We start from the raw sequence: 12,402 nt of genomic DNA, 5'->3' as shown, positions 1-12,402 counted from the left end.
GGGGTCGAGAGCAGGGAAGTTAAGCCGGTCACCGGCAAATCTTGGGGTATGATTCCACCCATCGCGAGCCGGTTCGTCGCGGGTGAGACGCCGGCGGAAGCCCTCGACCACGTCGCGGAGCTGAACGACGGCGGCGTGAACGCCATCGTGAACCTGCTCGGCGAGCACTACCACGACCGCGGGCCGGCGGACGCGGACGCGGACGCCTACGTCGACCTCGTGGCGGACATCGCGCACAGCGACGTGGACGCCTGCATCAGCGTGAAGCCCTCCCAAATCGGTCTCGGCGTCGAGGACGCGGTGTTCGAGGAGAACATCGAGCGCATCGCGTCGGCGGCCGACGAGCACGGCGTGTTCTGCTGGATAGACATGGAAGACCACGAGACGACGGACGTGACGCTCGACGCCTACGAGCGCCTCGCGACCGAGTACGACGGCGGCGTCGGCGTCTGCGTGCAGGCGAACCTCAAGCGCACGCGCGACGACCTCGAACGCCTCGCGCCGCTCCCGGGGAAGGTGCGGCTCGTGAAGGGCGCGTACGACGAACCCCGAGAACTCGCGTACAAGAAAAAAGAGCGCGTGAACGAGGCGTACCGCGAGTACCTCGACTACATGTTCGAGCACTTCGAGGGCGGTATCGCGGTCGGCAGCCACGACCCCGCGATGATAGACTACGCGACCGACCTCCACGAGGAGCACGGCACCGAGTTCGAACTCCAGATGCTGATGGGCGTGCGGGAGGACGCTCAGTTCGACCTCGCCGACGACTACGAGGTCTACCAGTACGTCCCGTACGGCGGGAAGTGGTTCTCCTACTTCTACCGGCGCGCGATGGAGCGCAAGGAGAACCTCCTGTTCGCGCTGCGCGCCGTCCTGGGCCGGTAGGAGAAGGCTGATAGTCGCTCGTCCTGTTTGTTCGGGCGATGGCAACGTGGAAACGGGACGCCGCGAGCGGCCTCGTCGTACTGGTCCCCCTTCTCCTGACGCTGTTCGTGGTGTACTGGATCTACTCGCAGATAGCGAACTTCGGCCTGCTCGGCGCTATCGACCCGCCCGCGCTCCGGGTCGCGCTCGCCGTCGTCGTGTTCGTCGGCCTCGTGTTCGCCGTTGGCTACCTGATGCGAACCGCGGTCGGGAGCGTCGCCGAGGGCTACATCGACGACACCATCAACCGCCTCCCCGGCCTGCGCGTCGTCTACAACGCCTCCAAGATGGGCGTCGAAACCGTGCTCTCCGGCGGCACGGGCGAGTTCCAGAAACCCGTGAAGGTCGAGACCTGGGACGGCCTCCGCATGACCGCGTTCAAGACCGGGAAGAGCACCGACGACGGCCGCGAAATCGTCTTCATCCCCACCAGCCCCAACATCACCACGGGGTTCGTCGTCGAGGCGGAACCCGAGGACATCCAGGAACTCGACGAGTCCACCGAGGACGCCCTGACGCGCGTGCTCTCCGCCGGGTTCGGGGAAGCGCACGACGACGACGTGGAAGAACTAGTCGATTAGACGTACGTGAACCACTCGTCGTGGTCGTCGGTCTTCCGTTCGACGAGGTCGAAGAAGGCGGTCTGGAGTTCTTCGGTGACGGGGCCGCGCGTGCCCTCGCCGATGGTGACGTTGTCCACCTGACGGATGGGCGTGACTTCCGCGGCGCTCCCGGTGAAGAACAGTTCGTCGGCGGTGTTGAGTTCGCCCCGCGAGATGGAGACGTTGTCGTGAACCTCGTAGCCGCGCTCCTCCGCGAGTTCGATGACGGTGTTCCGGGTGATGCCGTCGAGGATGGACTCGCTGAGGCCGGGCGTGAAAATCTCGCCGTCCCGCACCAGGAAGATGTTCTCGCCGGGGCCTTCCGCGACGTTCCCCTCCTTGTTCAGGACGATGGCTTCCGCGTAGCCGTTCCGGCGCGCCTCCTCGCCCGCGAGCAGGCTGTTCACGTACAATCCCGTGGTCTTGGCGTTCGTCGGAACCTGACTGGACGCGTGCTTGCGCCACGAGGACACCATGACCTCGATGCCGTTTTCGAGCGCGTCCTCGCCGAGGTACGCGCCCCACGGCCACGCCGCGAGCGCCACGTCCGTCGGGCAGTCCTTCGGACTGACGCCCAGCGAATCGTAGCCGTAGTAGGCGAGCGGCCGAATGTAGGCGGATTCGAGGTCGTTGCGGTCGAGGAGTTCGAGCGTCGCCTCGGTGAGTTCCTCGCGCGTGAAGTCGATGTCCATGTCGTAGGGCTTCGCGGACGCGAAGAAGCGGTCGAGGTGTTCCTCCCAGCGGAAGATAGCCGTGCCCTCGTCGGTGTCGTAGGCGCGAACGCCCTCGAAGATGCCCGTGCCGTAGTGGAGGCCGTGCGTGAGCACGTGAATCTGGGCGTCGTCCCAGTCCACGAACTCGCCGTTCATCCAGATGGTACCGGAGCCTTCCATCTCGTCGAAGCCAGCCATACCCGAGAAATCGAAAGCCCCCGTAATAGAGGTTGTCAGTTCGGCACCCGGACGGCCGCGAGCGGCGGGGTCAGGCGAGTTCGTCCACGAGCGCCGCGCCCTCCACGAAGGCGAGGTCGTGGCGGTCGGCGTACGCGCGAGCGTCCGCGACGGAGCGCGCGCCCCCGGTTTCGGCGTCCAGCATCTCGCAGACGACGGCGGCGGGTTCGCGGTCGGCGGCGGCGGCGAGCGCGACGCCGAGTTCGGTGTGGCCCGTCCGGTGGGCGAGCGACGGCGCGGCGCGGAGGACGTGGACGTGGCCGGGTGCGCGGAACTCCGCGGCGAAGTCCGTGCCGTCGGGGTCGGCGGCGGCGTGCCCGAGTTCGGTGATGGTGCGCGCGCGGTCGTCGTCCGTGATGCCGGTGTAGGTGTCGCGGTGGTTCACGGGCAGGGAGAAGGACGACCGGGAGTCGTATCCGAGGTCGCCGCCGTCCGCGGCGGGGTGGTCGAGTTCCTCCACGAGGAAGGGGAGGTCGAACGCGGCCGCGGCCTCGTGGGAGAGCGCGACGCAGATGAGGCCGCCTGCGTCGGTGCGCATCCGCGCCACGTCCGCGGGCGTGACGGCGGTCGCGGGGTAGACGAGGTCTACTTCGCCCTCGCGGTCGGCGAAGTCGTGGACGAGGACGGGCTGGCCGTCGCGGAACGCGTCGATGGCGGCGTCCACGGAGGTGTCGAGCGCGGGCATCACTCGCCCTCCACGTGCACGACCACGTCGTCGCCGTCGTCGAGGCCGAGTTCGTCGCGGAGTCGGTCGGGCGCGATGAGTTCGAGCTGGTCTTCGTCGTGGTGGGTGCGGTCGGGGACGATGACGTGGACGGGTTCGTACGTGCCGGAGTCGGCTTCGAGCGCGCTCGGGTAGCAGGTCGCGCTCCCGTACGTGCGCTCGTCGTCCTCCCAGGAGTCGATGGGGACGCCGTCGAGCGCCTCCATCGCGGCGCGTTCCCGGCGGCTCTGCGCGGAGAGCGAGACGTTGAGCGTGCCCGGGAACGGCTCGTAGCCGAGTTTCTCCGCGAACTGGCGCTTGTAGCCCGGGAGGCTGATGTAGTGGCGGCCCTCGCCCATCCCGCCGGTGACGGTGCCGGTGAGGGAGAGGTCGTTCGACTCCTCGAAGATGCGGCGGTAGTCCTCGTACTCGCTTTCGAGGAGGCGTTCGCCGTCCGCGGTGACCTGCACCCACTGGCCGTCGCTGACGAGGTCGCGGTCGACGAGACCGCCCTCGTCGAGGGACTGGAGGCGGCGGGACGCGGTCTGGCTGGAGGCGTCGAGCCGGTCGGCGAGGTTCGCGCAGGACACCTTCACCTCGCCGCGGCGCGCGCCGTCCAGGGCGAGGAGTTTGAGGACGGCCAGCTCGTCGGAGCCGACCGCCGTCCGCGTGGTGTTCGACATGGAGTTCACTAACCCGCCGCAGGCTATAATGGTTTTGGGAAGCCTCTCAATTTTGCTACGGCCTACGAGGGGTGTTTCAGCGACTCCACCCACGTGTCCTCCTCGCGCGCCAGCAACGCCACCGACGACTGCTCCTGGTCTTTGAGCACGGAGTGCTCGGGCAGGTGGGACTGCACCTCGCGCGCGAAGTCGAGCACGTCCTCGTGGCGCGGCATCGCCGACCGGTCGAGGCGGCCCCGCGAGTGCCCGACGTGCATGTACGCCTTCAACTCCACGAAGTCCGGGTCGGCGCGCCCGTAGAGGCCGGCGTACCAGTCCGGGTTCTGCATGTTCTCGCCGTTCACGAGCGTCGTCCGCAGCGTCGTCCGGCAGTCCTTCCCGGCCAGCACGTCCAGCGTCTCGACCAGTTTCTCCCACGCGTCCGCCTCCATCGCGCCCACCACGTCCTCGAACGTCGCGCGCTCCGGCGCGTCCACCGAGACGTACAACTGGGTCGGCTCGCACTCCCGGAGCACGTCCGGCCGCGTGCCGTTCGACACGAGGAACGTCGTCAGCCCGCGGTCGTGGAACGCCTCCACGAGTTCGGGGAGGTGCGGGTAGAGCGTGGGTTCGCCGTCCAGACTGATGGCGACGTGCTGGGGATCCATCGCCTCCTCGAAGCGCTCGCGGGGGACGTCGTCGTTCCCGCCGAACCCGGAGAGGAGTTTCTTCTGGAGACGGATGGAGGCGTCCACGACCGCCTCGGGGTCGTCCCACTCCACGCCGTCCAGTTCGTACGTGTGGCCGGCGTGATCGCGCCAGCAGAACACGCAGCGCTCGTTGCACCGGACGACGGGCGTCATCTGGATGCAGCGATGAGAGCGAATCCCGTAGAACGCGTACTTGTAGCACGTGCCCTCGCCGCGCAGCGAGTTCGCCGTCCAGCCGCAGGTCTGGGCCGCGGTGTGGTTCTCGCTGTGATACTCCGGCGAGGACACCTGCTTCGGCCCGTCCGACTCGCTCATTACCGGGAGTGCACACGCTCCCGGGTCAAGTAGTCGTTGCTCCCCGCGCCGCGGTTTCCCTGCGCGAAACCGAGGGGAACGCTCTTCTACGGGGCGTTCGTCCGGACGATATGGTCGAATTCTCCCGCGAGAACCAGGTGATAACGGCGTGTGCGGTCGTCGCGCTCACGGGCTGGTACGTCGTCACCGAGTCCACGAACTCCGACCTCGCGGCGGCCGCCGTGCTGTTCGGCGTCGGCATCCTCGCTCCGCTCGCCATCAACGGCTACCTCGACCGCGAGTAGGCGAGCGCTTTAGGACTCGCAGTCCGTCTCCCCCGGTATGAGCGACCCAGTCGTCGTTTCCCTCCTCCCCTCCGCGACCGAAATCCTGTACGCGCTCGCCTGCGAGCCCGCCGCGGTCTCCCACGAGTGCGACTACCCGCCCGACGCGGCGGAGAAACCCGCGGCGAACCGCCTCCTCATCGACCCCGACGTGTCCAGCGAGGAGATAAACGACCAGCTGGAGGGCGCGAGCGACGTGTACGAGATACGGCGGGACGTGCTCGAAGCCATCGACCCGGACGTGGTGGTGACGCAGGGCGTCTGCGACGTGTGCGCGGTGGACGAAGTCCTCGTCGCGGACGCCGTCAGCGACCTCGGACTGGACTGCGAGGTGGTGACGACCGACCCCCACCACCTCGACGACGTGTTCGGCGACATCGAACGCATCGGCGCGGCGGTCGGCCGGGACGAGCGCGCGGCCGAACTGGTCGAACGCCTCCGAGCGCGCGTGCGGGCGGTGGCGGAGCGCGTGCCGGACGGCGAGCGCCCGCGGACGCTCGTGTGCGACTGGATGAGTCCGCCGATGATAGCGGGCCACTGGGTGCCCGAACTCGTGGAGACGGCGGGCGGCGAGTACGGACTCGCCGCGCCGGGCGCGTACAGCGAGTACGAGGACTGGGCGGACGTCGTCGCGTTCGACCCGGAGGTGTTCGTCGCCGCGCCCTGCGGGTTCGGAATGGAACAGACGCTCGACAACCTCGACGAACTCCGCGAGCGCGAGGGCTGGCGCGACCTCGCCGCGGTCGAGTCAGGCCGGGTGTTCGCGGTGGACGGCCACCACTACGTCAATCGGCCGGGGCCGCGGCTGGTGGACACGCTCGAACTGCTCGCGTGGTGCCTGCATCCGGAGGCGTTCGAGACGCCGGAGAAAGCGGACGCGCGGCGGGTGGCGCGACGGGTCGCCTAGGACTCGAACGGCTCGCCGTCCCGGTGGTTGTCCGGGTTCTCGGCGTCCGCGGCCTCGTTCTCCCGCACGTCGTCTCGCGCCCCGAGTTCCGCGTCCTCGGGGCGGTCGGCGGCCACGTCCTCGGTGGCTTCGGGTGCTGACGCGCCCGCGTCACCGCCGCCGTCGACGGTGACGCCGTGTCCGTCGTCGTCCTCGACGTCCGGTTCGCGGTCGGTCACGTCGGCAGTCGTGTCGTCGGACATGGCATCCACGGCCTACCGGCGGACGCCTGTTATGCGTGGTGGCCCGCGTAACTCACAACGCCTTTAGGCGGCGACACCCCACGAATCCGTATGTTCCTAGCGTTTCGCGCGGAGGTCGAAGACGCCCTCACCGGGGCGCTCTCGACCCTCGACCTCCCGACCGACGACCTCGGCCTCGAAGAACCCCCCGAGGACGTGCCCGCCGTGCTCGCATCGAGCGTCGCGTTCCGCCTCGCCAGCGAAGTGGGGGCCGCGCCCGCCAGCGTCGCCGCCGACATCGTCGCGGAACTCGACACGGACGGCTACGACTACCTCGGGGACGCGACCGCCCAGGGGCCGTACGTGAACTTCGAGGTCACCCGGCAGTACGACGCGGACACGCTCGCCGCGACCCAGTCCGCGGAGTTCGGCCGCCTCCCCGACACCGGCGACGACGTGGTCGTGGAGCACACGAGCGCGAACCCGACCGGACCCGTGCACGTCGGGCGCGCCCGCAACCCCATCATCGGGGACGCGACGGCGCGCGTGCTCGACTACGCCGGCAACGACGTGACCCGCGAGTACTACGTGAACGACGCCGGCCGCCAGATGGCCGTGTTCACGTGGGCGTACGAGACGTTCGACGAGTCCGACCTCCCCAGTCCCGAGCGCGAGAAACCCGACTACGACCTCGTCCGGTACTACCGGAAGGGGAACGCCTTCCTCGAAAACGGCGACGAGGACGAGGTCGCGGCCGCCGAGGACGAAATCGCGGACATCATCGAAGGCCTCGACAGCGGCGACGAGGAGACGTACGAGCGCGTGAGCGAGGTCGTCGACCAGGTCTTGGAGGGGATGACGGACACGCTCTCGCGGTTGCCCGCGGAGTTCGACGAGTTCGTGAAGGAGACTCGATTCCTCCAGGACGAGTCCACCCACGAGGTCACGGAACGCCTGAAGGACGCCGAGTACGCGTACAAGGAGGAGGGCGCGTGGCAACTCGACCTCGACGACTGGGACATCGAGCAGTCGTTCGTCTTCCTGCGCTCGGACGGCACGACCCTCTACACGACCCGGGACTTGGCGCACCACGAGTGGAAGTTCGAGAAGTTCGACCGCGCGGTCACCGTGCTCGGCGAAGACCAGGAGCTCCACGCGAACAAGCTCCGCGCCGCGCTCGACATCCTCGGGAACGACACCGACCAGCTCCAGGAGTTGTTCTACGGCTGGGTGAACCTCCCGGGCGGCGAGTCGATGAGCACGCGCGCCGGCACCGGCGTGGACATGGACGACCTCCTGGACGAAGCCGTCTCGCGCGCCCGCGACGAGGTGGAAAAACGCCTCGACGACCGCATCCGCGAGGACGACCTCACCGAGGACGACATCGAACGCATCAGCCGCCAGGTCGGTATCGGCGCGGTGCGCTACGACATCGTCGCGAAACAGCCGCAGAAGTCGATCACGTTCGACTGGGACGACGCCCTCGACTTCGAGGGGCAGAGCGCGCCCTACGTCCAGTACGCCCACGCCCGCAGTTGCGGGATTCTCGACGGCCAGACCGTCCCCGACGACATCGACGCCGGCCTCCTCACCGAGGACGCCGAAATCCAGCTCGTGCGGTCCGTCGCCCGCCTCCCCGTCGTCGTCGAACGCAGCGCGGACGAACTCGAACCCCACCAGATAGCGACCTACGTCCGCGACCTCGCCGACGACTTCAACACGTTCTACCGCGAGTGCCCCGTCCTCGCCGACGACGTGGACGACGACGTGCGGGACGCGCGGCTCGCAGTCGTCAACGCCGCCCGCGAAGCCCTCGACACCGGCCTCGGCCTCCTGGGTGTGGAAGCGCCCGAGTCGATGTAGCAGGGCAACTCGGAGAGTTGCCCGAACGAGCGAGCGGGGAGGAACGACCCGTGAGTAGGACGGGAAATCTTCGATTTCCCGGAAGTAGCGAGCGGAGAGGAACGACCCGCGAGCAGGGCGACTCGGAGAGTTGCCCGAACGAGCGAACGCTGAACGAAGTGAGGCGTGAGCGGACACTCCGTGTCCGCTGAACGAGCGAGCGGGGAACGCGAGTGACCCGTGAGCGGACGCGGAGGAGTGGCCGGCGCGGGGTGTGTGTCGGGTGCGCAGCGGCCGCGTGTGGGCGTGCTGGGAGTGTCAAAGGTTACTTACCGTTTCGCGGGCTAGTTCGGCGTAATGAGTGAACAGCAGGAGGAGCAGTCCGAAGACCGGAAGAAGTACGAGTTCCGGAAGCTCATCGAGGAGCTGAAGGAGTACTCCGGTTCGGGGACGCAGCTCGTCACTATCTACATTCCGCCGGATCGCCAGATTTCTGACGTGGTGGCGCACGTCACGCAGGAGCACTCGGAGGCGTCGAACATCAAGTCGAAGCAGACGCGGACGAACGTGCAGGACGCCCTGACGTCTATCAAAGACCGCTTGCGGTACTACGATACGTTCCCGCCGGAGAACGGGATGGTGTTGTTCTCGGGCGCGGTGGATTCGGGCGGCGGGCAGACGAAGATGGTGACGGAGGTGCTGGAGAATCCGCCGCAGCCGGTGGAGTCGTTCCGCTACCACTGCGACAGCGAGTTCCTGACGGAGCCGCTGGAGCACATGCTAGCGGACAAGGGCCTGTACGGTCTCATCGTGCTCGACCGGCGGGAGGCGAACGTCGGGTGGCTGAAGGGCAAGCGCGTGGAGCCCGTGAAGTCCGCGAGTTCGCTCGTCCCCGGGAAGCAGCGGAAAGGTGGACAGTCAGCGCAGCGGTTCGCGCGACTGCGGTTGGAGGCTATCGACAACTTCTACCAAGAGGTCGCGGGGATGGCGAACGACCTGTTCGTCGCGAAGCGCCACGAACTCGACGGGATTCTGGTGGGCGGCCCGAGTCCGACGAAGGACGAGTTCCTCGACGGCGACTACCTCCACCACGAACTCCAGGACAAGGTGCTCGGGAAGTTCGACGTCTCGTACACGGACGAGTCCGGGCTGAGCGACCTCGTGGACGCGGGGTCGGAGGCGCTCTCCGAGGCGGAGTTGATGCAGGACAAGGACGACATGAACGAGTTCTTCTCGGAACTCCAGGGCGGCGGCCTCGCCACGTACGGGTTCGAGCCGACCCGCCAGAACCTCGTGATGGGGTCCGTGGATAGGCTCCTGTTGAGCGAGGACTTGCGGAAGGACGTGGTCGTCTACGAGTGCGAGAACGGCCACGAGGAGTACGAGGTCGTCGACCGGCGCGCGTCCACGCCGAGTCACGACTGCACGGACTGCGACGCGACGGTCGCGGCGGACGACGGCGAGCGCGAGGACGTCATCGACTTCCTGATGGAGATCGCCGACCAGCGCGGGACGGACACGCACTTCATCAGCACGGACTTCGAGAAGGGCGAACAGCTCCTCACGGCGTTCGGCGGTATCGCGGGTCTCCTCCGGTACGACACCGGAATCTAAACCATCGCGTTCGAGTCTATCTCCGGGTGTTCTCTGACGTAGTCGACGAGCGTGTCGACGTAGCTCTCGAACGGCGGACACGCGGCGTGTTCGAGGTCGCGGCGGGTGTTCGGGCAGACGTACGTCGTCGGGTGCGTGAAGTAGTCCACGGACTCCGGGAGGATGCCGGTTTCGCGGCCGAGGCGGGTGCGGAGGAGGCGTTTCGTGAGGCCGCGCGTGCTCGGGACGGGGAGCGTGCGGGTGTCGGCGGCGTCCGCGAGTAACGCGGTGAGTTCGGGAATCGTCGGCGGGTTCGGGTCGCAGAGCTGGTAGACGGTGCCCGAGGAGCGCTCCAGTCGGCTGAGTTCGTCGATGGCGTCCACGACGAAGTCGCGGGGGACGACGTTCAGTTCGGTGTCGAGCGACCCCGGCATGAACGGGACGGGCGCGATACCGGGACAGCGGAGGAGCCACTGGAGGACGAAGTAGGGGCCGTCGTACTTCTGGGTCTCGCCCGTCGCGGAGTCGCCGACGGCGATGGCGGGCCGATAGACGGTCGTGGGAATCTCGTCCATCCGCGCTTGGACGGCGCGTTCGGCGAGGAACTTCGTCTCCTCGTAGTGGTTGTTGAAGGACTGGCCCACGTCGAGGTCGGTCTCGCGGAACACGCCGTCGTGGCGGCCGGAGACGTAGCACGTGCTCACGTACTGGAGGCGGCGGAGGTCGGCGTCCGCGGCGAAGTCGAGGACGCGCTCCGTGCCCTCGACGTTCACTGCCATCCCGACCTCGCGCTCGACGGCGAGGTCGTAGACGGCGGCGAGGTGGAACACCTCGTCGGCGTCCGCCTGGAGGCGGTCGTAGGTGTCGGGGCCGAGGCCGAGGTGGGACTGCGTGATGTCGCCCTCGTGGAGTGCGATGGTCTCCCGCCAGTCGTCGCCGGCGATGGCTTCGCCGCGCGTTTCGGCCTGTTCGCGGTACCGGGACTGAATCAAGCAGTCGATGCGGTCAGTGCGGTCGCGGAGGCGTTCGACGAGCGCCGACCCGAGGAAGCCCGGGAAGCCCGTGAGGAAGACGCTCACCGCACCCACCCCGAGACGCGCTTCAGCGCGCGCAGGCCGAGCGTGAGACCGGCCGTCCAGAGGGACTGCGGGAGCGGCCCGGGGTCGATGCGGACGCCGCGCTGGGTCGCGACCGTCTGGGACTCCGTGTACTTCAGGAGGCCCTCGTCGCCGTGCCGGCGACCGACCCCGGAGTCCTTCATCCCGCCCATCGGCGCGTCGATGGACGCCCACGCGGCCGCGTACCCCTCGTTCACGTTCACCGTTCCGCACTCGATGCGCTCCGCCACCCGCTCCCCGCGGTCGGTGTCCGTCGTCCAGACCGACGCGTTCAGCCCGTACGGGGAGTCGTTCGCGCGCTCGACCGCCTCCTCGACGGAATCGACCTCGTAGAGCGCGACCACGGGCCCGAACGTCTCCTCGCCGGAGAGCGTCATCTCCGCGGTCACGTCCTCCAGAACCGTGGGTTCGTAGAAGTAGGGGCCGAGGTCGGGGCGGTCGCGGCCGCCGGCGAGCACGGTCGCGCCGCGCGCCACGGCGTCCTCGACGTGCGCCGCGACCTTCTCCAGTTGCTGTTCGGACTGCAGGCTCCCCATCTCGGGGCCGTACTCGAACCCCGCGCCGAGCGCGAGGTTCCGGGTCTCGCGGACGAACGCGTCCACGAACTCGTCGTAGGCGTCGGCGTGGACGTAGAGGCGTTCCGTGGAGATGCAGAGCTGACCGGCGTTCGCGAACGACGCTCGAACCGCGCCCGCCGCCGCCTTCTCGGGGTCGGCGTCGTCCAGCACGAGCAGGGGGTTCTTCCCGCCGAGTTCGAGCGACACGTCGGTGAGGTGTTCGCCCGCGAGCGCGCCGACCTCCCGTCCGACCGCCGTCGAACCCGTGAATCCGATGTGGTCGACGCGCGAAATCAGGGGTTCGCCGAGGTCGGCACCGTCTCCCGAGACGACCTGGAGGAGGCCGGGCGGGAGGCCGGCGTCTTCGAGGAGGTCGCGGGCGAGCAACGCGGTGTGCGTGGTGGACTCGTCGGGCTTCAGGACGACGCCGTTGCCCGCGAGGAGTGCCGGGAGGGCGTCCGAGACGGTGAGCGTGAGCGGGTAGTTCCAGGGCGTGATGAGGCCGACGACGCCGACGGGGTGGCGGTGGACGACCGTCTTCGTGAGGCCGGGGAGCGCGCCCGCGCGGCGCTCAGACGCGAGCAGGTCGGTGCGTGTCGCGTAGTGCTGGGCCGTCGCCGCCACGTCCAACACCTCCTCGAACGCGTCCCGCCGCGTCTTCCCGGTTTCGAGCTGCATCACGTCCAGCAGGTCGTCCTGGCGGTCGAGCACGATATCGTGGAAGTCCGAGAGCACGTCCGCGCGCTCCGCCACCGGACGGGCGGCCCACGCCGTGCCCGCCTCCCGCGCCTGCGCGACGGCCGCGTCCACGTCCGCCGCGATGCACGCGGGCACGTCCGCGATACGCTCGCCCGTGAACGGCGCTTCCACGGGAAACGTCGGTCGGTCGCCGACTCGCGTGAGGCCCTCGCGCAACGCCGCCAGCCGGTCGGGGTTCGCCCAGGCGGTATCCATACCCGTCAGTCGTCCCGAACC

The 12,402-nt window shown here is 68.5% G+C and carries 13 protein-coding genes; 6 read left to right on the top strand and 7 right to left on the bottom strand.

What is annotated here, in order from left to right:
* Positions 1-48 precede the first annotated feature (48 nt).
* Positions 49-885 (top strand): proline dehydrogenase family protein, encoded by an 837-nt coding sequence (locus tag LI334_RS01665; protein ID WP_227261436.1) that lies wholly within the window; start codon positions 49-51, stop codon positions 883-885.
* A 38-nt stretch (positions 886-923) separates the two neighbouring features.
* Positions 924-1,505: a DUF502 domain-containing protein gene (locus LI334_RS01660; protein WP_227261435.1), complete on the top strand. Its 582-nt coding sequence runs from the start codon at positions 924-926 to the stop codon at positions 1,503-1,505.
* Here LI334_RS01660 and LI334_RS01655 read toward each other — a convergent pair.
* The 4 genes from LI334_RS01655 to twy1 form a co-directional block, all read right to left on the bottom strand.
* The gene (locus LI334_RS01655) at positions 1,502-2,437 is read right to left on the bottom strand and encodes a branched-chain amino acid transaminase (RefSeq protein ID WP_227261434.1); all 936 of its coding nucleotides are present in this window, start codon (positions 2,435-2,437) and stop codon (positions 1,502-1,504) included. The genes LI334_RS01660 and LI334_RS01655 overlap by 4 nt on opposite strands.
* A gap of 70 nt (positions 2,438-2,507) precedes the next feature.
* Positions 2,508-3,161, bottom strand: a complete 654-nt coding sequence (ribB, locus tag LI334_RS01650; RefSeq protein ID WP_227261433.1) for a 3,4-dihydroxy-2-butanone-4-phosphate synthase — start codon at positions 3,159-3,161, stop codon at positions 2,508-2,510.
* A complete protein-coding gene (locus tag LI334_RS01645; protein ID WP_227261432.1) occupies positions 3,161-3,862 on the bottom strand; it encodes a CTP-dependent riboflavin kinase in 702 nt (233 codons plus the stop codon). The genes ribB and LI334_RS01645 overlap by 1 nt, the downstream gene beginning before the upstream one ends.
* Positions 3,863-3,924: 62 nt before the next feature.
* Positions 3,925-4,866 (bottom strand): 4-demethylwyosine synthase TYW1, encoded by a 942-nt coding sequence (gene twy1, locus LI334_RS01640; protein WP_227261431.1) that lies wholly within the window; start codon positions 4,864-4,866, stop codon positions 3,925-3,927.
* 110 nt (positions 4,867-4,976) lie between these two features.
* Here twy1 and LI334_RS01635 point away from each other — a divergent pair, with 110 nt between their 5' ends.
* Positions 4,977-5,150 (top strand): hypothetical protein, encoded by a 174-nt coding sequence (locus LI334_RS01635; protein ID WP_227261430.1) that lies wholly within the window; start codon positions 4,977-4,979, stop codon positions 5,148-5,150.
* Between the two features lie 37 nt (positions 5,151-5,187).
* On the top strand, positions 5,188-6,096 hold the full coding sequence (locus LI334_RS01630) for an ABC transporter substrate-binding protein (RefSeq protein ID WP_227261429.1): 909 nt from the start codon (positions 5,188-5,190) through the stop codon (positions 6,094-6,096).
* Here LI334_RS01630 and LI334_RS01625 read toward each other — a convergent pair.
* Entirely contained in the window at positions 6,093-6,338 is a 246-nt protein-coding gene (locus LI334_RS01625; protein ID WP_227261428.1) for a hypothetical protein, read from the bottom strand. The genes LI334_RS01630 and LI334_RS01625 overlap by 4 nt on opposite strands.
* A gap of 90 nt (positions 6,339-6,428) precedes the next feature.
* On the opposite strand from LI334_RS01625, the gene argS reads away from it, so the two are divergent.
* Positions 6,429-8,180, top strand: a complete 1,752-nt coding sequence (argS, locus tag LI334_RS01620) for an arginine--tRNA ligase (RefSeq protein ID WP_227261427.1) — start codon at positions 6,429-6,431, stop codon at positions 8,178-8,180.
* 336 nt (positions 8,181-8,516) lie between these two features.
* Positions 8,517-9,773: a peptide chain release factor aRF-1 gene (prf1, locus tag LI334_RS01615; protein ID WP_227261426.1), complete on the top strand. Its 1,257-nt coding sequence runs from the start codon at positions 8,517-8,519 to the stop codon at positions 9,771-9,773.
* On the opposite strand, the gene LI334_RS01610 is transcribed toward prf1, so the two are convergent.
* Both LI334_RS01610 and LI334_RS01605 read right to left on the bottom strand, forming a co-directional pair.
* Positions 9,770-10,831: an SDR family oxidoreductase gene (locus LI334_RS01610; protein WP_227261425.1), complete on the bottom strand. Its 1,062-nt coding sequence runs from the start codon at positions 10,829-10,831 to the stop codon at positions 9,770-9,772. The two genes, prf1 and LI334_RS01610, sit on opposite strands and share 4 nt — an antisense overlap.
* Positions 10,828-12,381: a succinic semialdehyde dehydrogenase gene (locus tag LI334_RS01605; RefSeq protein WP_227261424.1), complete on the bottom strand. Its 1,554-nt coding sequence runs from the start codon at positions 12,379-12,381 to the stop codon at positions 10,828-10,830. The genes LI334_RS01610 and LI334_RS01605 overlap by 4 nt, the downstream gene beginning before the upstream one ends.
* Positions 12,382-12,402 lie beyond the last annotated feature (21 nt).

This window comes from Salarchaeum japonicum (genome assembly GCF_020614395.1).
GTDB lineage: Archaea > Halobacteriota > Halobacteria > Halobacteriales > Halobacteriaceae > Salarchaeum > Salarchaeum japonicum.
The sequence above is the reverse complement of the archived record's forward strand: the minus strand, read 5'-3'. Positions and strand labels throughout refer to the sequence as shown.

Coding starts and splice junctions, on each gene's coding strand:
- LI334_RS01665 (WP_227261436.1), top strand. CDS start 49: ATGATTCCACCCATCGCGAGCCGGTTCGTCGCGGGTGAGACGCCGGCG.
- LI334_RS01660 (WP_227261435.1), top strand. CDS start 924: ATGGCAACGTGGAAACGGGACGCCGCGAGCGGCCTCGTCGTACTGGTC.
- LI334_RS01655 (WP_227261434.1), bottom strand. CDS start 2,437: ATGGCTGGCTTCGACGAGATGGAAGGCTCCGGTACCATCTGGATGAAC.
- ribB (WP_227261433.1), bottom strand. CDS start 3,161: ATGCCCGCGCTCGACACCTCCGTGGACGCCGCCATCGACGCGTTCCGC.
- LI334_RS01645 (WP_227261432.1), bottom strand. CDS start 3,862: ATGTCGAACACCACGCGGACGGCGGTCGGCTCCGACGAGCTGGCCGTC.
- twy1 (WP_227261431.1), bottom strand. CDS start 4,866: ATGAGCGAGTCGGACGGGCCGAAGCAGGTGTCCTCGCCGGAGTATCAC.
- LI334_RS01635 (WP_227261430.1), top strand. CDS start 4,977: ATGGTCGAATTCTCCCGCGAGAACCAGGTGATAACGGCGTGTGCGGTC.
- LI334_RS01630 (WP_227261429.1), top strand. CDS start 5,188: ATGAGCGACCCAGTCGTCGTTTCCCTCCTCCCCTCCGCGACCGAAATC.
- LI334_RS01625 (WP_227261428.1), bottom strand. CDS start 6,338: ATGTCCGACGACACGACTGCCGACGTGACCGACCGCGAACCGGACGTC.
- argS (WP_227261427.1), top strand. CDS start 6,429: ATGTTCCTAGCGTTTCGCGCGGAGGTCGAAGACGCCCTCACCGGGGCG.
- prf1 (WP_227261426.1), top strand. CDS start 8,517: ATGAGTGAACAGCAGGAGGAGCAGTCCGAAGACCGGAAGAAGTACGAG.
- LI334_RS01605 (WP_227261424.1), bottom strand. CDS start 12,381: ATGGATACCGCCTGGGCGAACCCCGACCGGCTGGCGGCGTTGCGCGAG.